The following is an 18,922-nucleotide window of genomic DNA, read 5'->3' as shown; positions in this document are numbered from 1 at the left end:
GTGGGGATGCGCGACGGGCGTCAGGCGCCCATCATGTGCACGCCGCCGTCGACATGCACGATCTCACCGGTGGTCTTCGGGAAGAAGTCCGAGAGCAGACCGACGACGCCGCGGCCCGCCGGCTCCGGGTCGGCCAGGTCCCAGCCGATCGGGGCGCGGTGGTTCCACACGTCCGCCAGCTCCTCGAAGCCGGGGATGGACTTGGCGGCCATCGACTTGATCGGGCCGGCCGAGACCATGTTGACGCGGATGTTCCGCCCGCCCAGGTCACGGGCCAGGTAACGCCCGGTGGACTCCAGGGCGGCCTTGGCGACGCCCATCCAGTCGTACTTCGGCCAGGCGATCTGCGCGTCGAAAGTCAGACCCACCACCGAGCCGCCGCCGCGCTTCTCCATCAGCGGCAGCAACGCCATGGTCAGCGACTTGAGCGAGAACGCCGAGACCTGCACCGCCGTCGAGACGTCCGCCCAGTCCGCCTCCAGGAAGTTGAAGGCGCCCTGCGGGCCGAAGGCGATCGAGTGCACGATGCCGTCGATGCCCTCGTCGTCACCGAAGTACTCGCTGACCTTGGCGGCCAGACCGTCCAGGTGCTCCGGGTTGGTGACGTCCATCTCGATGACCGTGGTCGGCTCGGGCAGCCGCTTGGCGATGCGCTCCACGAGCGAGACCCGCCCGAAGCCGGTGAGCACGACCTCCGCGCCCTGCTCCTGCGCGACCTTGGCCGCGTGGAAGGCGATGGATCCCTCGGTGAGGACTCCAGTCACCAGAATGCGCTTGCCTGCAAGGATTCCACTCATGCTGATCAGTGACCCATGCCCAATCCGCCGTCGACGGGAATGACGGCTCCGGTGATGTACGCGGCCTCGTCGGAGGCCAGGAAGCGGACCGAGGCGGCGATCTCCTCGGGCTGCGCATAGCGCGCGAGCGGCACCTGCTGCAGGATCTTCTCCTGCTGGTCGTCGGTGAGCGCGCGGGTCATGTCGGTGTCGACGAAGCCCGGTGCGACGACGTTGACGGTGATGTTGCGGCTGCCCAGCTCCCGCGCGAGCGAGCGGGCGAAGCCCACCAGACCCGCCTTGGAGGCGGCGTAGTTCGCCTGTCCCGCGCTGCCCAGCAGGCCGACGACGGACGAGATCAGCACGATCCGTCCCTTACGAGCCCGCAGCATCGCCCGGTTGGCGCGCTTGACCACCCGGAAGGTGCCGGTGAGGTTGGTCTCCAGGACCGAGGTGAAGTCCTCCTCGGACATCCGCATCAGGAGCTGGTCGCGGGTGACACCGGCGTTGGCCACCAGCACCTCGACCGCGCCCTGCTTCTCCTCGATCTCCTTGTACGCCTGCTCGACCTGCTCGCTGTCCGTGATGTCGCACTTCACGGCCAAAAATCCCGCGGGCGGTTCGCCCGAGCGGTAGGTGATGGCGACCTTGTCGCCAGCCTCGGCGAAGGCACGGGCAATGGCCAGGCCAATGCCGCGGTTGCCTCCGGTGACCAGAACCGAGCGGCTCAAGAGATCACCCTTTCCATTTCCTGATCCGTCCTGAGTTCGCTACGAAACTATCGGTCACAACGCGTTTCCGGAGAATCGAGCCTGCACAGGGGCTCGCGCCGGTCACTGTCGGGTCCCCACAGAAGCAGGGCATGATCAAGGCGCCGACCACCGGGAGGATGACGTGCCTGCACCCCATGCCCTTGACGAGACCTTCACTGCGCTGCCGCTGCGCGCGCTGGCCGACGCCGCGCTGGCGCGGGCCCGCGCACTGGGCGCCGACCACGCCGACTTCCGCCTGGAACGGGTCCGCAGCGCCACCTGGCGGCTGCGCGACGCACGTACGGCCGGGAGCGCGGACACCACCGACCTCGGCTATGCGGTGCGGGTGGTGCACGGCGGCGCCTGGGGGTTCGCCTCGGGGGTGGATCTGACGATGGACGCGGCGGCGCGGGTGGCGGCCCAGGCGGTGGCGATGGCGAAGCTGTCGGCCAGGGTGACCGAGGCCGCCGGGTCCCGGGAGACGGTGGAACTGGCGCCGGAGCCGGCGTATCCCGACCGCACCTGGGTCTCCTCGTACGAGATCAACCCGTTCGACGTGCCCGATGCCGACAAGACCGGGCTGCTGGCCGAGTGGAGCGCGCGGCTGCTGGCGGCGCCCGGGGTGGCCCATGCGGACGCCCTGCTCATGACCGTCCAGGAGAACAAGTTCTACGCGGACACCGCGGGCACCAGCACCACCCAGCAGCGCATCCGCCTGCACCCCGAGCTGACCGCGGTGGCGGTGGACGAGACGACCGGCGAGTTCGACTCGATGCGCACCCTGGCCCCGCCGGCGGGCCGCGGCTGGGAGTATCTGACCGGCCCTCACCACGACTGGGACGGCGAACTGGCCCGGATCCCCGAGCACCTCGCCGAGAAGATGCGCGCACCGAGCGTCGAACCGGGCGCGTACGACCTGGTGGTGGACCCGTCCAACCTCTGGCTGACCATCCACGAGTCGATCGGCCACGCCACCGAGCTGGACCGGGCCCTGGGATACGAGGCCGCGTACGCGGGCACCTCGTTCGCCACCTTGGACCAGCTGGGCACGCTGGCCTACGGCTCCGCCCTGATGAACGTGACCGGCGACCGGACCGCCGAGCACGGGCTGGCGACCGTCGGCTACGACGACGAAGGGGTGGCCGCCCAGTCCTGGGACCTGATCAAGGACGGCACCCTGGTCGGCTATCAACTCGACCGCAGAACCGCCGCGTTGACCGGTTTTCCGCGCTCCAACGGCTGCGCCTTCGCGGACTCGCCGGACCATGTGCCGGTCCAGCGGATGGCCAACGTCTCGCTGCGCCCGGCGCCGGACGGGCCCTCCACCGAGGAGCTGATCGCGGGCGTGGAGCGCGGCATCTATGTGGTCGGCGACCGGTCCTGGTCGATCGATATGCAGCGGTACAACTTCCAGTTCACACAGCAGAGGGCATACGCGATCCGGAACGGGCGCCTTTGCGGACAGCTTCGGGACGTTGCCTACCAGGGAACTACGCCCGACTTCTGGGGCTCCATGATGGCCGTCGGAGGACCGCAGACGTACGTCCTAGGAGGGGCTTTCAACTGCGGAAAGGCCCAGCCTGGACAGATCGCCGCCGTCTCTCACGGGTGCCCGTCAGCACTGTTTCGGAACGTGAACATCTTGAACACTTCGACCGAGTCTGGCCGCGAGTGACGGAACGCCCCGCAGGCTCTCAAAGTCTGCACGGGGTCTACACGCCGACACAGGGAACCACCTAGGCCGCCCCCTCGTGGTCATCGTCACCCGCTCCCGCCCCAAGCCACTGGGGTGGGGTGATGACGCCCTTGAAGGGAGCCAAGTCGAGCCCCAAGCGGTTCTCCATGGCGTTGGCACCACGAGTCATTGCACGTCGCACAAGGTGCCCATACACCACCTCGGTCACTCTGGTGGTGCGATGCCCAACCCATGCAGCGATCTCAAAGAGCGGGATTCCCTCATGAATCGCCTGAGAGATGAAGAAGTGACGGAAACTCTTTGGTGTGTACTCGGGGGTACCCGCCTTCTTCGCTGCCTCTTTGAACTGGTTAAGGAACCAGTCGTAGGAGGGATGCTGATCGGACTTACGCGGTGATTCGAAAAGCCACCCTCGTTCTCCCCAGACACCGAATGAATCGATGTGGTCGGCAAATATCTCTGCGACCGATGCCGGTACGGGTGCCTTCACCACCAAGTCTTCTCGTTTAGGATCTCGATGCTTGGTGCCTCGCTTCACACCGCGGTTCTGTCCGCTGATCTCGTTGCAGCCATGAGCAGAAACCTGATGGGTCTTGTGGAGGATCGACCCTTCCCAGTCCATCGAGAGATCCGACAGCGCCAACGCTTCACCGGGACGACAGCCGCAGCCGGCCATACCCCAGAAGCCCGCACGAATCCTTTTCGGCGCCTCCGCGATAATCCCTAGAACTTCCTCCATCGTAGGAATCTCTTCGTCGCTCACCGGAATATATGCACTCCTGCGTGCATTCTTGCGAGCGTTTGCCTTCCGGCATGGGTTACGGCCGATAATTTCCGCGTCGACGGCATAGTTAAACACGGACGACAGCACATTAAACCGCCCCTGCACTCCGTACGCGGCGTACTTGGCATGCTGTTCTGTCTCCCACTTGGCGATGTCGCTCGGGGTGATAGCACCGATGGGGCGAGAGCCAAAAGGAACTCCGTAGTGATTCTTGTACACACTGGTGTAGTTGGCCTTACTGGATGCCTCCAACACGCCAGCACTCACCCACTCCTCCCATACGTCAGAAAAGGTGCGCTGCCCCTGCTTGGGGTGGATGTACGCCCCTAAGTCCTTGTCGCGCTCCACCTTCACCGCGAAGGCTTGCGCATCTTCCAGGAGTTTGAAGCTGACTTGACGCGGCTTTCCCGCCCGTCCTCCTGGCTCACGGTACGTAACCCGGTAGGGCTTGTGCGGGCAGGTTGGCTTCTTGCGCCGCGGGCAGGAGCAATCCACTTTCTTGACGGTCGCCACGCTTGTTGAACCTCCGCATGTTGATTGGTCAGTGACTTGATGTGACGTTAGCCACCCTGCATCCGAGCGTCAACCCAGTTGTGCAGATCGCGAGTTCGGAACCGGACATGCTTGCCAACCTTCAGGTAGGGGATACCCCATCGACGGTAGGAGTCCATGAGAACCCGCTTCGTCACGCCCAGTTCGGCAGCTGCCTCATCAGGCGTCATGAGCAGGTTGCTCCCGCCCCTCACAGCTCTCTCCCGCAAAACATGGCACCCCTTGCCCACCCCTCGTCTTCCTTTGCCTCTTTGTAGAACCGTCGAGCCTCAGCATGATCACGTGCGATCCCGGCAGCGAGTTCAGCAGCCCCCGGAGTGTGACCGGATCCGACGTATCGCCACACCGATTCGGTGACAGCCGTCTCATCCTGGTTTTCTGGATCGGCGCTGGATGCAGAGCGCACGTGATCAGTACGAGCAGCGCGGAGCGCCGTGTAAGTGGTCGAGTAGACCCGCGATTTCGTAAGGACATGCCCTCGGTAGCCCAGGGCATGAGCCCACTGTCGAAGCCTCAAGTCCTCCAGTTCCCCAAGGCCGCCGAGACGCCAACATGTCCCCATGAGTGTCCGGATGTGAGTGTTAGAACTTGCATACTGAATCTCGGCGGCCGAGGTGAGCCGGCGGTCTGCTCCGCCCACTTCAGAGACGGATTTGCCGACGTACTTAGCTACGTAGGCCGCCACCCTGTCATCCGTCACCGGAGCGCCATCGATGAACGACTGAATCGCATGAATATCTAGCTGAGTTCCCCACCTGGCGACGAATTCACCCACAGCTACTGAGTACGGCATAGGGACGGTCACCTCATCTGCTGCTTCCCGAATCGCGCTTTCCAAGAGTGCAGCGGACGCCCATTCCGGCGGGGGGACTTCAGGGCCACTGGGTCCATCAAGGCGAACCACGGCGTGATAGTGGATTGCGGCACGTAGTTGGTACTCAGCGACCTTTGCGAAGGACAGGCGTGCGTGATCCTTCAGCTTGTTCTGAGCGATCCCCACAGAAGTAGCCAGTATGCGCCGGACCCTGTCACAGAATCGGCTCCACAGGAGCCCCGCGTGTGCGTGCCAGAGGACGTGCCCAGCGTAGTCATAGCAGGCCGCGCACAATGGCTGTCCCAACAACGGGTCACCGTCACTGTGCACCAGGCGGCATCCGCGTGAGCGCCCATGCTCGCAGTTACCGTTTTCACGGCGTGGCAAACACTGTTTCCCGCCTTCCGTGATGTGGTGCACGGGACCGAAGGAGGGAGCCGTGAGCGTGACGAAGAGACGGGGATGATCCCGGACTTCGGATGGCGTTCCCTTACCGCCAGCCAGACCTGAGCGAACAAGTTGGAACGTGTCGCCGGCGTGCAGGTAGGAGCACGGGGCACAGCGGGTCTCCCTGCGGTTTCGGCAGCGCACGGCCAGTCGTCCGCCAGGTTCGCTCGCTGTGTCGAAGTGCCGGAGCACTGCACCAGAATCCGGGTCCCGGACAGTCGTATATCCCACGAGGTAGATCGGGTGCGCACAGCCGCCCACGGATCGAATCTGGTCCATCCAGCGGTGAAAACCAGGATCTGCCACTAAGCGAACAAGGTCTTGTTCAGTTGCGGAGAGAGAGCGGAGGCGATCTTCCAGAGCGAGTGTGGCCCGCCGCGAATCGTCATCTGTGAATGGATTGCCGGAGTTGCTGATCAGACTAGACATGGAGGACCCCTTTCCAGAAAAGTGGTGCATTTCCTTGCGGAACTGTCCGGAGAGAAAGCCGCCTGAAGAGGGGCCGCGGCAAGGCTAGTTAGCCTCAGCCGCGGCCCACGAGTGGTAGCGGTACCGCCCGTCAGGGGCCCTTTCCGCACGAGCCGATGACGACGCCGATGAAGACCACTACCGTCATGAACTTGAGGAATGCCTTCATGCGTTGCTCTCCCTCAGTGGACGGCATGAACGACTAGGCTGATCAGCCAGAGCAATGTCGTTCCCAGGGGGGTTAGCGCGAGGCAGAAGCCCAGGAGCCCAGCGATGAATGCCTGCCAGAATTTGACTTCGCCCGACCGGACGAGCATGACGACGATAAGCGCAGAGAATGCGATCAGGAAGAGGATTTCTCCTTGTGTCAATTTCATTCCGACGTCCCTCCCCCGGTCATGCAGTGCGCCAAGACGGGCAAGTGCGGGGTTAGATGGGCGTGTTTGTCGGCGACGGTCCGAGCTTGTTCTGGCGTCGTGAGATCAGAGCGAGCACGCATCCACCGACCCCCGACCGTGGTAACGGCGACGCCCTTTTCGTCAGGTTCGATCGTCTGGGCAACCGCGATGGCATCGGGAGACAAGTCACCCAGAGCCATCTCTGCTGTTGCCTCATCATTGACTCGATGTGCGATCCTGCCGCCGAGCTGAGCCCGGAGAGCAGTTACGCCCGGCCCGAGTTCGGAGCCGACCCGCTGGCCGGCGACCACCAAATGCAGGCCGAGAGCCGCCCCTAGCTGAGCCACCCGCAGGAGCAGCGTCGCGCATTGCGCCACTTCGTCGCGGGACTCCCGGGAACCATCCGATAGATACAGCTCTGCCAGCTCATCCACCAGGACCACGATCGGAACGGGACGCTCGCTCTCTGGCAGCTGCCAGATTGACCGCACGCGGGCCGCTCGGCACGCCGCCATCCGATCTTGCATCTCTTGCACCAGGGCGCGGAGCAGTTCGATCGCTTCCGGCCGGTTGCAAGCGAGCGCCGATAGCCGCGATTCGACCAACCCGAGTTCCAAGCCGCCCTTGCAGTCGATGCCCACCAGGGCTAACCGCTGTGGAGCCAGTCGGACCACCCACGCCGCCAGGAGCGTGGACTTACCCGATTGGGTCGCGCCGACCAAGAGCCAGTGCGGAATCTCGCGCAGATCCAGCACCCAGGCGCCACCATCTTCGATCCGGCCGACCCGGGCAGCCAAGAACCGGTCCGGCTGCTGATCAGCCTTCGCGTCTCCTCGACTCAGCGAGTCCTGAGCCGTGACCGTCACGATCAGCTCGCCCCGCCGTGGTGAGCTGATGCGCACACGGTGCACCCGCCAGGCGTGTTCCAGTGCGCCCGTCGCGTTCAGGAATGGACGGGGAGTCTGGCCAGGGTTCAAACGAACCCGCACGACCAGTCCTGTACGCGTGACGCGAGGTAGCCCGAGACTCGGTGCAATCGGCCGCAGAGCAGTACCTCGTACGGCCAGGTCGCCGACCGCCATACGTGTGGGTTTCCGGCTGATCGACAGGTCGTTGATCAAACAGACCTGCTTCCAGCGCCACCGTATCCGGATCACTGTTGCCGGAAACCCCAGCAGGTACCAGCGCAAGGGGAACGCGCGCCAGTCGACGCCTGATTTGGCCAGCCACGGATCCCACCATCTTTGAGTGAGGACCGCGAGGATCAACAGTGCCGAGCCGAACCACACCGCCAGGGACCACACCATTACGACACCCCCCTTTCGCGACGGTTCATATCGGCAAGCACCCTCCGGGCGGACCTAGCGGCCAATTCGCCGTTGTCGCACGTCAGTCGCAGCAGCCATCGGACGGTGACGACGTCGGGTGCCACATCGAACAGGCGCTCTACGCCGTGCAGGAGTTGCAGATGCCGCCTGAGCCGGGCCACTTCTTCAGGCTCTACGTCGTGAGCAGTCATCAGGCATCACCGCCCGACTTGCCGCGGTTTCCCGAGCTGCTGGCGGAAGGGCCGGCGGGAGGACCGGCCGGGGTGATCGTCGAGGCGCGGAACGCGATTCCGGACCGGTCACCGATCTGCCAGTACGTTGCCACCAGGTGATTTACCAGCACGGGCATGCCTTCGGCGATCCCCTGCGGTTCGGCCGGAACGGAAATGTCGATGACGTCCGCGCGCCGCCGGTCTGCCTGACGCACCGCAACTCCCACCACGTAGATGGGATTGCCGTCCCGATCCTTCCGCAACTCCCCGGTCTCTGGATTCGCCCGCGGTTCGGGTGGCACAACACACAGGAACGTCCCCAGACGCCCCACATCAATGGGCATGGTCTGCACGCTTTGCACTCCTCCACCGTTGATGCAGGCGCACAGCTCATCCGTACGCCTCTCGTTATAACGAGTGCACTCATGCTCCATCTTGTGAGCCAGTTAGGCAACCCCTTATTCTAATGAGTGATAGAGCCGATCACCGCTAGCCACCCTCACGGCAGCTGCCGGACAGGAGTCATTCGATGCCGGGCGACATCACCCGTCCTACCCCCATGTACAGGCAAGTCGCCGACAACCTGGCACAGGCGATCAAGTCAGGCGAGTACGAACCTGGGAGCAAGCTACCAAGCGAGACCGAACTCATTGAGCGGTACAAACTCAGCCGCATGACCGTGCGACTCGCAGTCGCCGAACTGCGGACCATGGGTCTAGTTGAAAGTCGGCAAGGGCAAGGTTCCTTCGTCCGCATGGTCAGCCCTACGTCTGCCATCCCGCGGACGATCACGAAATCGGGCAAGCGCTTCTCTGTGCCAGAGATGCATGAGGCGGAAGAGCCGAGCATCACTCGCACTCACATCATCGGCACACTCGCTGAACTTCTGGGTCGCCGGGAAGAGGACGCCACCGATGCCTTCAGTGTCGATCGCCTGCTGACCGATCCAGCGACCGGCGCTCGCAGTACACAGCGTTTGATCATTCCTCTTGACGTAGCAGCCGAAGCCCCGGCGTTGGGGGAGACTCCCGACGCCCCGGTAACCGATCTGTACGCACATCTAGTCGCAGCCGGCCACGACTTGTACTGGCTGGAGTACGTCGACGCGCGGACGCCCCTGCCCGACGAGCGACAGGCCCTTGGATTGTCCGACGCCAGCCCGATTCTCATCACCTATCGCGTCACCTACGGCACCGATCACCGTCCGCTTCTCTGCGAGGAGCTGCACACCGCCGCCGCCAAGTCCCGGCTTGTCTTTCGGGTCACCCCCGAGAAGGCGCCAGCCAAGCGCCCCCGCAAGGCCCAGAGCGAACCTGCGTAAAGTTTCTTCACTTACTCAAGGGCGCGCCAGGGCGCGCCGGGCGGCCGGACGGTCCGGCCGGGCGTGCGGCCTTCGGCCGGTCCCGCCCGGCCGCCAGCCGCCCCATTCGCCGAAGCGCTCCCAGGCGTGCGAAACCCCCGCCGGTCAGCAACCAGCGGGGGCCTTGTCTTGCTGTCAACGGTGACCGGGTAGACGACCGGGCCAGCGCAGGGCGCAGCCCCTCAGTTCAGCGGCGGCAAGTGCGTGCGTGACGCTCGGCGCTGAGTCGAGGAACGCCGAACCCGCGGACCATCGTCCGCTTGCGGCAGCCCGCGCAAACCACCCATTTCACGCCCCGGCCGTCTTCCTCGATGTGTACCTCACTGCCTGACTGGGTCTTGAGAGTTCGTCCTAATCCCATCTGATTCCCCAATCACGGCCCCCTTGGGAGCCTTCGTCATGTTGGCCGTTGCGTTCGCGGCATCTCCTGGCTTACGGACACAGACGCTGCCGACTCCAGCGACTCTGTTGTCCCGCCAAGACCGCTGGCTACGGGAGGGAAGTGGGGTCGTGGGGGCCCGGTCGCCGTCCGCTGCACCGGTGATGGGCCGGCCGCCGTACCGCCACCGTCAGCACCGCAGGCGCGTAAGCGGACCTTGCACCCCGTCACGGGCTAAGGGGGAGCTTCCTGCTGCCGCGATGTGGCCGGGCGCCGTGGGGGCGCTCCGCTCAGCGCGGGCAGTCGAGGGCGCGCCGTCCGCCAACGAGGCCGCATGTGGTGAAGGCAGTCACCAGCGGGCACGGAATTCGCCACCAACCCCTCTCCTATGCGGACCACTTGCACACGCATTGCGCATTGGCGAGAAGCCGAGCCATCACCCGTACCGCAGTCGGAGTCAGCCAGACCACCCCCTCACCCAACGGCCCCGTGTGCGGCGAAGCCCTAAGCAACTCGGCATTGCAACCCGCCGTGAGTACAGCCGCGTTGAAGTCACGCGCCGCTTCCTCCGCATCATGCCAACCCGCCAGGTAATCCGCCCCCCGGACCCAAAGACCTTCATCGTCATCATCGGCCCACGGTTCCGAACCCACTTCACAGCACCCCCGCTACTAGCTCAACTACTAGTTGCCGCTGGCATATCGCCCGACGAACAGACCAGACAAGCAGCCCGTGTCAGGTGCATGCAAGCGACGCGACCGAAGACCCCGCCCAACGGAAAAAACGTTCCTGCCAGAAGGATTTTCGGAAGACGAAGACGGCCCCCTCCCGTCAGACGAGAAGGGGCCAACGCGCATCACCGGCTAACTCCTACTGGAGATACTGCTTCCAGACGTATCCGCGCGTCTGATACGGCAAACCGCCAGCACTCCGACCCGTCAGCATCACCCCCACCCAATCGGAGTTATACGACGGATCGAATGTGATACGGACAAACACTCGGTCCCCGCTATACAGCAGACCCTCGGTCGTGCCCCCGAAACTCGGGGCCGACCGCAGACGTAACCCGTCCACTGCCACGGTGGACATCTCCCCTGCCTGCACACCAGATGCCGACTGCGACGCGGCCGACTCAGGGGCAGTCGCCGCTGAAGCGCTGGCCGCACCCGCACCCAGACCCGCCACCGTCACCGCACCGACAACCATGAGCGACCGCACACGCGTAGATACCTTCATGTGAACTCCTTGCACGCTGATTGACGAGCGCCACGAGGTCCCAGCTGGGCACTCATCCGAACAAGTAACAAGCATGAAGGATGCGCAAACGAGAGGCAACCACTTATCTTAATAAGTTCCCCACGGATGCAGCGGCGGGGCACTCTTGCTGGTGAGCCCCGCTGGCTGAGCCCACCAACCATGAATGCCCCGTTCGCATACCTCGGGGGAAGCAGGCGAACGGGGCACCTACGGGATGCTCAGCAGCTACTCCGCGTCATTGGGACCGGGAGTGGCAGTCGTGGCAGACCACCCACCACCCGTTCGCATCCTCTTCGTTGTGGGTGTTACTTGACCCGCACACCGGACACGTGCCGCCAGCCGTTGGGGTCAGGAGCGGGTCAACCTCAGAGAGCGGGTCGACCTGAGTAGGTGCTATCTGGTTGCTGTCTAACCGGGGTGGCGCTAGGCAAGGCATTTTTGTCTCCTCCCGGCCGCTCGTGCGTGATCTTGTAGCCGCACGAGATGCATTTTTGGACGTGGGTCCCGTCCGTCTTGATGTTGGTTGTGTGGTACTCAGACGAACATCCGTGCTCTGCCATCGTTGGAATCACGGGTCTCCCCTTCACTCGTCTTCCGAGCCTCCCAACTCCTCCTCTCCTGCGTCGAGATAGACACCCACCGAACTGTTGATCGGTGGAAGCTTCCGTCGAGACGGGGGCTCTAGAGCTAGTCGCCTGCGTTCTTTGGGCCGCAGCCCTTGCAGCACATGGCCGGACCGCCCTCACATTCGGCAGCTCCTGACGGATGAAGCCACAGCGTCAGATCAGGCCCATAGCCAGCCTCAGCCATCAGGTCCTGTGTCATGTCCAACGCGACGGTGCGGGCAGGAGTCGATGCCGGCTCATCTGGCGTGTGGTGAATGAACCCCCCGAGATCGGAGCACAGCGTTTCGTACACGCGCGTATTCAGGATGAGTGCATGCCACCCCTTGTCTACGAGCTTCGAAGGGCGCATGTCACAGTCGGGGAACTTGGCAGCTGTGGCTACGAATTTCAGTGCCTCCGCAACGATGCGGGACGCACTGTCATGGCCCATCTCCGGGTTGTCCCTTTGCACGGTTGCGGTAATGGCGCGGAAGGCGTCCTCGCTGAGGAGATCTCGTGCATTCGTCGGATCTTGTAGGCGGAGTTCTTGCAGTGCAGTCACAGCCATGCTTCCTGTCGTTGTAGAGGTGGTGGTGGTGAGTGACCCGACCCCCTCCCTCGGGCAGGCGTTGGGAGTCGGGGGCTTATGGCAGCCGCCCCGCCCGCTCGGCACAGGGAAGCCGCTTCGTGAGGAACACCCCCGGCCAGCACAAGCCGGGGGTTGTAACCCGCTCCCTGGCCCCTCAGTCCCAGGGAGCGGGAGTTCATGAGAGCTTGCCCGTAGCGGACAGGACGACGAAGAGCACGACCGTGCCCCAGACGGTCAGGGCGAGGATGCCGCCGATGAACCAGCCATCAGGGGTGATCCGTACGCGCTGCCCTTTCCTCCGCGCAGTCATCACGCCACCTTCTTGATGCAGTGGCCGCACGGGGAGAGCCCGTCGCGCGTTGCTTGGGTGCGGGATGTGACGGTGATGACCGGCACGGGGCACTTGCCGAGGGTGGAGCAGCTTGGCGCAGCGTGATAGCTGCCTTTGGCGACGTAGACCGGGCCATCGGGGCCCACCTCACGACGAGGGGAACCTCGTTCGACTGACCGGGAACGGGGCGGTGGGTCGCTGGGCGGTCCGGGAGCGTGGAAGACCACCGTTACGCCGTGCAACGCGCAGGAATATGTCCACTTGGAGAGCCGCTTCATGTCGTGCATGGACATGACGGGGCATCGCATGGTCATTTTCCCTTCCGAAGAGCGCCCGCAAGCTTCGCCGCTGTGCCGATACCGACTCGGCCAAGGTTGATCCGAAGTTCTCCGGTGTCCGTGTCGGTGATCAGCAACTCAGGCAACCGCACCTGGGCGTCACTGAGGGCGAGTTGAAGTTCCTGAAGGACCTGCACACCTGAACGCGCTTTGGCTGTCATTGGCGCCCCTTGTGCGGGTGGTTGCGGAGTTCGATGTTGATGTCGGCGACTTTCGACCAGTCGCCCCGCGCCTCCGCGGTCTGCCGCTGGTGCACCAAGGCTTTACAGATGTCGCACTCGGCCGCAGCCGGCTGAGAGTTGGGGATGCCGAGCTGTGCGCGTGGGGTCAGGCGTGTCACGACTACTCCTCTCCGTAGTGCTTCCACTACCGGGGGGCTTCAGCGTGGCCTACAGTCGGCATGTCCTCAACTTGTGCCATTTGAATGGAGAGTTGGTTACCCGGATGGTGAACCGCAAGGAATTGGACCCCGAAAAGTCGCCCAGTGCGCGGTTTGGTCAGCGCCTACGCACGCTGCGGGATGAGCGCGGCTGGACACAGGACGAGCTAGCCGAGCGCATGGGGTGCTCCGGAACGCATATTTCTGCCGTCGAAACTGGCCGCCGCTCCCCAACTCCTCATTTTGCGGCGAGCGCTGATCGAGTGTTCGGTACTGGTGACAGACTCGCACGTCAGAGCCGAGCTGCGCGTCACACAGCGCTCATTGAAGGATTCCCGGAGTACGTCGCACATGAAGCGCGAGCCGCAGAGATCAGGCTGTACGAAGTAGGTGTTATCCCTGGCCTACTCCAGACGCCGGAGTACGCAGCGACGCTAGAAGCGGACGCAGTACGGCGGGAAGCGATCACCCCCGAGCAAGCCGACGAACGTGTTGAGCTGGTGGCGAATCGGCAAACCACCCTCGTCCGGTCGCCGTCGCCACTGATCCTCGCGGTACTTGATGAAGGGTGCATCCGTCGGCCGATGGGGAACCGCAGTGTCATGGACGCTCAGCTCGCGCGCTTGCTTGAGTTCGCAGAGCGGCCGAACACCGTGTTGCAAGTCGCACCGTTCTCCATGGGAGCACGCAGGCCGTTTAGCCTGCCCGTCACCGTGCTAACGATGCCGGACCGCTCGCTGATGTCCTACGCCGAGTCTGCCCACCGGGGCCATCTCGAACGTGAAAGTACATTCGTCCTGCCCATACTGACGGCCTACCATCAGCTACAGGCCGAAGCGCTGTCACAGGCGGCATCTGTGGCCATGATCGAGCAAGTACGAAAGGGCATCTCGTGAAGACGCAGTCCCCCCGCTGGTTCAAGAGTTCCTACAGTGGCAACGGCGGCCAGTGCATCGAGGTTGCATCCAATATCCCTGGCGTCGTCCCCGTCCGTGACAGCAAGGACCCAAACGGCCCGGCGCTTACCTTCGAGCCGTCCGCCTGGTCTTCGTTCGTGTCAGCCGCCAAGGCCGGCGAGTTCGGCGCCATCTGATCCGCCCCCGACCAAGGCCCCGCAGCAAGCTCACGCTCTGGCGGCCCTGTGCGGCCCCCGCCCACGCGGGACGTCGGGGCAGTCGAAGCGCTACGCCCCACGTGACGGCCCGCAGAACACACGAAAGCCCCTGCCCCGTGGCGGGGGCTCCGTCGCATCCAGGGGCCGCCGAGAAGCAGGCACGACCACCCTGGATCGATCGGCCCCAGTTCGGTCGGTCACACGGAGGAGAGAAGCCCCCACCAGTCAGGCGGAAACGGTTTGCATTAACTTCGCTACGGTACGTGCGGGAGGGTCGTTATAAGCCTCCATTCAGCACAGATGCCTCTCGATAGGCTCTGCTCCCAGGTCGACACCAAGTCATCACCAGACCCCGCACAGTCCGGTTTGAACCGGTATGAACAGGGATTGAGCGCAGACCGTGAAAAGCAGCCTGACCTGCACAGACGCCCAAAATAGGGGGATGCCCTCCGCTCCCCCGGTGAACTTCCAGTTCACAGAGCAGAGGGCATACGCGATCCGGAACGGGCGGCTGGCCGGGCAGCTGCGCGATGTCGCGTATCAGGCGAGCACCACCGACTTCTGGGGCTCGATGACCGCGGTGGGCGGCCCGCAGACGTATGTGCTGGGCGGCGCCTTCAACTGCGGCAAGGCGCAGCCGGGGCAGATCGCGGCGGTGTCGCACGGCTGCCCGTCGGCGCTGTTCGAGGGCGTGAACATCCTTAACACGACGCAGGAGGCGGGTCGATGAGCGCGCACCACGGAATCGGCCGGGGGGCCGGGGGTTGCTCCCCCGGCGAGCACAGTCTTGACACGACGCAGGAGGCGGGTCGATGAGTCCCCGTACGAACCACACGAACCGCACCGGCCGCACGAGCCGCAGCAGCAACCCCCACGAGATCGTCGAACGCGCCCTGGAGCTCTCCCGTGCGGACGGCTGTGTGGTCATCGCCGACGAGCACTCCAGCGCCAATCTGCGCTGGGCGGGCAATGCGCTCACCACCAACGGGGTCACCCGCGGGCGGACGCTGACCGTCGTCGCCACGGTCGACGGCGGGCAGGGCACCGCGTCCGGGGTGGTGTCGCGGTCGGCGGTCACCGGGGCGGAGCTGGAGGAGCTGGTGCGGGCCGCGGAGGCGGCCGCGCGGGCGGCGGGGCCGGCGGAGGACGCGCAGCCGCTGGTGGCCGGGCAGAAGGCGTCGGCGGACTTCACCGAGGCGCCGGACGAGACCACCTCGGAGGTGTTCGCGGACTTCGCGCCGGCCCTCGGCGAATCCTTCCGGCAGGCCCGCTCCGGCGGCCGGGAGCTGTACGGGTTCGCCCACCACGGGGTGGTCTCGTCCTATCTGGGCACCTCGGCCGGGCTGCGGCTGCGCCACGACCAGCCCACCGGGACGCTGGAGCTGAACGCCAAGTCGCCGGACCGTACGCGGTCGGCCTGGGCGGGGCGGGCGACCCGTGACTTCGCCGATGTCGATCCGCGCGAGATGGACGCTGAGCTGGCGCGGCGGCTGGGGTGGGCCGGGCGCCGCATCGAGCTGCCGGCCGGGCGCTACGAGACGCTGCTGCCGCCGACCGCGGTGGCCGATCTGCTGATCTACCAGCTGTGGTCGTCCTCGGCCCGGGACGCCGTGGAGGGCCGTACGGTCTTCTCCCGGGCGGCCGCCGGCGAGGGCGGGGCGGCGCGCACCCGGCTGGGCGAGCGGCTGTCCGAGCTGCCGCTGACGCTGCGCAGCGACCCGTCGGCGGAGGGGCTCCAGTGCGCGCCGTTCGTGCTGGCGCACTCCTCCGGGGACGAGGCGTCGGTCTTCGACAACGGGCTGCCGCTGGCGCCGACGGAGTGGGTGCGCGAGGGGGTGCTCAACCGGCTGGTGTCCACCCGCCACAGCGCCGGGCTGACCGGGCTGCCGGTGGCGCCGGGGATCGACAACCTCCTTCTGGAGGGCGGCGGTTCGCGCTCCCTGGAGGAGATGGTGGCGGCCTCCGGGCACGACGGTCCGGTGCTGCTGCTGACGTGTCTGTGGTACATCCGCGAGGTGGATCCGGCGACGCTGCTGCTGACCGGGCTGACCAGGGACGGGGTGTATCTGGTCGAGAACGGCGAGGTCGTCGGCGAGGTCAACAACTTCCGGTTCAACGAGTCGCCGGTGGGCCTGCTGGCGCGGGCGGTGGAGGCGGGCCGTACGGAGCGGACGCTGCCGCGTGAGTGGAGCGATGACTTCACCCGGGCGGCGATGCCCGCCCTGCGGATCCCGGACTTCCACATGAGCTCGGTCAGCCGCGGGGTGTGAGCGGGCCGGGGAGGCGGGGGCCGGGGTGCCCGCACCGAATAGACTGGCCCCTTGCCTCCCCCTTGGGGTCCTCCCATGGGGAACCACGATCGATCAGGGACGCCATGACACGCCTCGGCGAATCCGTCGCCCGCGCCAGCACACTGCTCTCCGCCGACCTCTCCTCGGACGGCACCGTCCAGGAGCTGCTCAAGGAGACGGGCGCCCGGCGCTATCTGGATCTGTCGGACCTGTCCGCGAAGGAGCAGGCCGAGCTGATCGCGTCCCGGACGGTCGAGGTCCTGCCGGGCGTGGACAAGCTGGCCGAGCGGATCGAGGAGCGCCGGGCGGCCGGCCGGGGTCTGCACATCAAGCTGGGCATCGACCCGACGGCGACCGATGTGCACCTGGGGCATGCGGTCCCGCTGATCATCCTGAGCCGGTTCCAGCGGCTGGGCCATGACGTCACGCTGATCATCGGCGACTTCACGGCCAAGATCGGTGACCCGTCCGGCCGTACGGCCGAGCGTCCGCCGCTGACCGACGAGGACATCGCGAACAACCTGGCCACCTACCGCGAACAGGTGCGCCCGTTCTTCGACTTCGAGAAGGTCAGCTTCCGGCAGAACAGCGAGTGGCTGGCGCCGTACACCTTCCCCGAGCTGCTCGGGCTGCTCGCCCATGTCCCGGCCTCGCAGCTGCTCCAGCGCGAGGACTTCCGCAACCGGCTGGCGGCCGGCTCGGGTCTGACCATGACCGAGCTGCTGTACCCGATCGCGCAGGGTCTGGACTCGGTGGCGCTGAACTGCGATGTGGAGCTGGGCGGCTCGGACCAGCTGCTGAATCTCCAGATGGCGCGCAAGCTGATGGAGCTGCGCGGGCAGACGCCGCAGCTGGTGGTGACCATGCCGCTGATCGAGGGCACGGACGGCACCGGCGCCAAGATGTCCAAGTCCAAGGGCAATTACGTCGGGCTGAGCGCGCCCGCCGACGATGTCTTCGGCAAGATCATGTCGGTGCCGGACCGGCTGATGGAGCCGTACCTGAAGGCCTGGACGGAGTGGACGGACGACGAGGTCGCGCTGGCGCTGGGCCGGGTTGCGGACCGGTCGCTGCACCCGATGGATCTGAAGAAGGTCCTGGCGGGTGAGGTCGTGGCGGCGCTGTACGGGCTGGAGGCGGCGATGGCGGCGCGGGCCGGGTTCATCGCACAGTTCTCCAAGAAGTCCTTCGCCGATGTGGAGTCGCTGCCGGTCGTCGATGTCGCCGAGCACGGCGGCGAGACCGTCGCGGCGGTGCTGACCAAGGTGCTCCAGTTCACGCCGAGCGCCTCGGCGGCGCGGCGGCTGGCGAAGCAGAACGCGCTGCGGCTGGTGGTCGAGGGCGAGGACGGCCAGCAGACCGTGGTCCTGGCCGAGGCCGAGTCGGTGCGGCCGCTGGCCGAGGTGCTGGCCGAGAAGGTGGCCGGTGCGCCGGGCACCGCGTACCTCAAGGCGGGGCGCAAGCTGGCGCAGCTCGAGGGCCGCTGAGCCCCGCGGGCGGACGGGCGGCCGGTGCGCGAGCGTCTCGCGCACCGGCCGCCTCGCCGTGTCGCCGGGAGATCAGGTCTCCCCTCCCTTACGGCCGCGGACCGCGACCCACAGGCGGTCGCCGACGGCGACGATGAGGATCGCGCCGACCAGCTGGAGCAGATGCCGGGTCCAGTCGATGCCCCGGGTCTCGTTGATGCCGAGTCCGGTGGCCGCCCAGTTGCCCAGGACGCTGCCGAGCATGCCGAAGATCACCGTCAGCCAGAGCGGGATCTGCTGCTTGCCGGGGATGACGGCCTTGGCGATCAGGCCCAGAATCAGGCCGACGATGATGGCCCACAACCAATTCATGTCGCCTCCTCCGCGGCTCGCGCCACGGCACGGTGCGGGCCGCCGCGCCGGGAGCCGTTGCCCCGCCAGTGTCGCTCCGCATCTGCTACGCCGCATGCCGGAGCGGGGGGGTACGTCGATGGGCCCGGCAGACCCTGTCTGTGCAGGCCATGCCCCGGTCTCGAAGCCGTCGCAGCCGCGGCGTACCGTGGAATCTGCCCGGAAGCGGGGAGAA

The 18,922-nt window shown here is 65.7% G+C and carries 19 protein-coding genes and 1 pseudogene; 7 read left to right on the top strand and 13 right to left on the bottom strand.

The features are described from left to right. Positions 1 to 20: 20 nt before the first annotated feature. Positions 21 to 797 carry an enoyl-ACP reductase FabI gene (gene fabI, locus SNA_RS10860; RefSeq protein ID WP_030064364.1) on the bottom strand — a complete coding sequence of 259 codons (777 nt, stop codon included), beginning with the start codon at positions 795 to 797 and terminating at the stop codon, positions 21 to 23. A gap of 5 nt (positions 798 to 802) precedes the next feature. Then, complete coding sequence (fabG, locus tag SNA_RS10855) at positions 803 to 1,507, bottom strand: 3-oxoacyl-[acyl-carrier-protein] reductase (RefSeq protein WP_030064365.1); 705 nt, start codon at positions 1,505 to 1,507, stop codon at positions 803 to 805. A 163-nt stretch (positions 1,508 to 1,670) separates the two neighbouring features. Between fabG and SNA_RS10850 the strand changes: the two genes are divergently transcribed. Beyond that, positions 1,671 to 3,203, top strand: a complete 1,533-nt coding sequence (locus SNA_RS10850) for a TldD/PmbA family protein (protein ID WP_030064366.1) — start codon at positions 1,671 to 1,673, stop codon at positions 3,201 to 3,203. Between the two features lie 61 nt (positions 3,204 to 3,264). Here the strand turns inward: SNA_RS10850 and SNA_RS39355 are convergent, their stop codons facing one another. The 6 genes from SNA_RS39355 to SNA_RS10830 all read right to left on the bottom strand — a co-directional run bounded on the left by SNA_RS39355 (position 3,265) and on the right by SNA_RS10830 (position 8,571). After that, entirely contained in the window at positions 3,265 to 4,521 is a 1,257-nt protein-coding gene (locus tag SNA_RS39355; protein ID WP_078969821.1) for a tyrosine-type recombinase/integrase, read from the bottom strand. Positions 4,522 to 4,568: 47 nt separating this feature from the next. Further along, positions 4,569 to 4,730: a helix-turn-helix domain-containing protein gene (locus tag SNA_RS39350; RefSeq protein WP_078969826.1), complete on the bottom strand. Its 162-nt coding sequence runs from the start codon at positions 4,728 to 4,730 to the stop codon at positions 4,569 to 4,571. Positions 4,731 to 4,750: 20 nt separating this feature from the next. Further along, on the bottom strand, positions 4,751 to 6,100 hold the full coding sequence (locus tag SNA_RS39345; protein WP_241779601.1) for a replication initiator: 1,350 nt from the start codon (positions 6,098 to 6,100) through the stop codon (positions 4,751 to 4,753). A gap of 371 nt (positions 6,101 to 6,471) precedes the next feature. After that, positions 6,472 to 6,666: a hypothetical protein gene (locus SNA_RS43145; RefSeq protein ID WP_030064367.1), complete on the bottom strand. Its 195-nt coding sequence runs from the start codon at positions 6,664 to 6,666 to the stop codon at positions 6,472 to 6,474. Next, entirely contained in the window at positions 6,663 to 7,994 is a 1,332-nt protein-coding gene (locus SNA_RS10840; protein ID WP_030064368.1) for an FtsK/SpoIIIE domain-containing protein, read from the bottom strand. The genes SNA_RS43145 and SNA_RS10840 overlap by 4 nt, the downstream gene beginning before the upstream one ends. A gap of 211 nt (positions 7,995 to 8,205) precedes the next feature. Further along, entirely contained in the window at positions 8,206 to 8,571 is a 366-nt protein-coding gene (locus tag SNA_RS10830) for an SCO3933 family regulatory protein (protein WP_338059801.1), read from the bottom strand. A gap of 185 nt (positions 8,572 to 8,756) precedes the next feature. Between SNA_RS10830 and SNA_RS10825 the strand changes: the two genes are divergently transcribed. Then, the gene (locus tag SNA_RS10825; RefSeq protein ID WP_030064371.1) at positions 8,757 to 9,548 is read left to right on the top strand and encodes a GntR family transcriptional regulator; all 792 of its coding nucleotides are present in this window, start codon (positions 8,757 to 8,759) and stop codon (positions 9,546 to 9,548) included. Between the two features lie 2,362 nt (positions 9,549 to 11,910). On the opposite strand, the gene SNA_RS42185 is transcribed toward SNA_RS10825, so the two are convergent. The 4 genes from SNA_RS42185 to SNA_RS10815 all read right to left on the bottom strand — a co-directional run bounded on the left by SNA_RS42185 (position 11,911) and on the right by SNA_RS10815 (position 13,426). After that, entirely contained in the window at positions 11,911 to 12,390 is a 480-nt protein-coding gene (locus SNA_RS42185; RefSeq protein WP_157879885.1) for a glycine-rich domain-containing protein, read from the bottom strand. 202 nt (positions 12,391 to 12,592) lie between these two features. Then, positions 12,593 to 12,727, bottom strand: coding sequence for a hypothetical protein (locus SNA_RS44685; RefSeq protein WP_275041995.1), 135 nt, complete (start codon positions 12,725 to 12,727; stop codon positions 12,593 to 12,595). Positions 12,728 to 13,058: 331 nt separating this feature from the next. Continuing rightward, positions 13,059 to 13,247: a hypothetical protein gene (locus tag SNA_RS42180; RefSeq protein WP_157879884.1), complete on the bottom strand. Its 189-nt coding sequence runs from the start codon at positions 13,245 to 13,247 to the stop codon at positions 13,059 to 13,061. After that, complete coding sequence (locus SNA_RS10815) at positions 13,244 to 13,426, bottom strand: hypothetical protein (RefSeq protein ID WP_030064373.1); 183 nt, start codon at positions 13,424 to 13,426, stop codon at positions 13,244 to 13,246. The genes SNA_RS42180 and SNA_RS10815 overlap by 4 nt, the downstream gene beginning before the upstream one ends. 104 nt (positions 13,427 to 13,530) lie before the next feature. Here SNA_RS10815 and SNA_RS10810 point away from each other — a divergent pair, with 104 nt between their 5' ends. The 5 genes and pseudogenes from SNA_RS10810 to tyrS all read left to right on the top strand — a co-directional run bounded on the left by SNA_RS10810 (position 13,531) and on the right by tyrS (position 18,357). Then, positions 13,531 to 14,361 (top strand): helix-turn-helix domain-containing protein, encoded by an 831-nt coding sequence (locus SNA_RS10810; RefSeq protein WP_030064374.1) that lies wholly within the window; start codon positions 13,531 to 13,533, stop codon positions 14,359 to 14,361. Next, positions 14,358 to 14,558, top strand: a complete 201-nt coding sequence (locus SNA_RS10805) for a DUF397 domain-containing protein (protein WP_030064375.1) — start codon at positions 14,358 to 14,360, stop codon at positions 14,556 to 14,558. The genes SNA_RS10810 and SNA_RS10805 overlap by 4 nt, the downstream gene beginning before the upstream one ends. Before the next feature lie 484 nt (positions 14,559 to 15,042). Next, positions 15,043 to 15,309: pseudogene (locus SNA_RS10800) on the top strand (TldD/PmbA family protein); the annotation flags it as partial. 82 nt (positions 15,310 to 15,391) lie between these two features. Beyond that, positions 15,392 to 16,849, top strand: coding sequence for a metallopeptidase TldD-related protein (locus tag SNA_RS10795; RefSeq protein ID WP_044364540.1), 1,458 nt, complete (start codon positions 15,392 to 15,394; stop codon positions 16,847 to 16,849). A gap of 104 nt (positions 16,850 to 16,953) precedes the next feature. Beyond that, complete coding sequence (gene tyrS / locus SNA_RS10790; RefSeq protein ID WP_030064379.1) at positions 16,954 to 18,357, top strand: tyrosine--tRNA ligase; 1,404 nt, start codon at positions 16,954 to 16,956, stop codon at positions 18,355 to 18,357. Between the two features lie 72 nt (positions 18,358 to 18,429). On the opposite strand, the gene SNA_RS10785 is transcribed toward tyrS, so the two are convergent. Further along, positions 18,430 to 18,708 carry a GlsB/YeaQ/YmgE family stress response membrane protein gene (locus SNA_RS10785; RefSeq protein ID WP_030064380.1) on the bottom strand — a complete coding sequence of 93 codons (279 nt, stop codon included), beginning with the start codon at positions 18,706 to 18,708 and terminating at the stop codon, positions 18,430 to 18,432. Between the last annotated feature and the right edge of the window lie 214 nt (positions 18,709 to 18,922).

Source organism: Streptomyces natalensis ATCC 27448, assembly GCF_000935125.1.
Taxonomy (GTDB): Bacteria; Actinomycetota; Actinomycetes; order Streptomycetales; family Streptomycetaceae; genus Streptomyces; species Streptomyces natalensis.
The sequence above is the reverse complement of the archived record's forward strand: the minus strand, read 5'-3'. Positions and strand labels throughout refer to the sequence as shown.

What these genes read in the sequence shown, in the direction of transcription:
- fabI (WP_030064364.1), bottom strand. Translation starts at nt 797, where the DNA reads ATGAGTGGAATCCTTGCAGGCAAGCGCATTCTGGTGACTGGAGTCCTC.
- SNA_RS39350 (WP_078969826.1), bottom strand. Translation starts at nt 4,730, where the DNA reads ATGACGCCTGATGAGGCAGCTGCCGAACTGGGCGTGACGAAGCGGGTT.
- SNA_RS39345 (WP_241779601.1), bottom strand. Translation starts at nt 6,100, where the DNA reads ATGGACCAGATTCGATCCGTGGGCGGCTGTGCGCACCCGATCTACCTC.
- SNA_RS43145 (WP_030064367.1), bottom strand. Translation starts at nt 6,666, where the DNA reads ATGAAATTGACACAAGGAGAAATCCTCTTCCTGATCGCATTCTCTGCG.
- SNA_RS10840 (WP_030064368.1), bottom strand. Translation starts at nt 7,994, where the DNA reads ATGGTGTGGTCCCTGGCGGTGTGGTTCGGCTCGGCACTGTTGATCCTC.
- SNA_RS10830 (WP_338059801.1), bottom strand. Translation starts at nt 8,571, where the DNA reads ATGCCCATTGATGTGGGGCGTCTGGGGACGTTCCTGTGTGTTGTGCCA.
- SNA_RS10825 (WP_030064371.1), top strand. Translation starts at nt 8,757, where the DNA reads ATGCCGGGCGACATCACCCGTCCTACCCCCATGTACAGGCAAGTCGCC.
- SNA_RS44685 (WP_275041995.1), bottom strand. Translation starts at nt 12,727, where the DNA reads ATGACTGCGCGGAGGAAAGGGCAGCGCGTACGGATCACCCCTGATGGC.
- SNA_RS42180 (WP_157879884.1), bottom strand. Translation starts at nt 13,247, where the DNA reads ATGACAGCCAAAGCGCGTTCAGGTGTGCAGGTCCTTCAGGAACTTCAA.
- SNA_RS10810 (WP_030064374.1), top strand. Translation starts at nt 13,531, where the DNA reads ATGGTGAACCGCAAGGAATTGGACCCCGAAAAGTCGCCCAGTGCGCGG.
- SNA_RS10795 (WP_044364540.1), top strand. Translation starts at nt 15,392, where the DNA reads ATGAGTCCCCGTACGAACCACACGAACCGCACCGGCCGCACGAGCCGC.
- tyrS (WP_030064379.1), top strand. Translation starts at nt 16,954, where the DNA reads ATGACACGCCTCGGCGAATCCGTCGCCCGCGCCAGCACACTGCTCTCC.
- SNA_RS10785 (WP_030064380.1), bottom strand. Translation starts at nt 18,708, where the DNA reads ATGAATTGGTTGTGGGCCATCATCGTCGGCCTGATTCTGGGCCTGATC.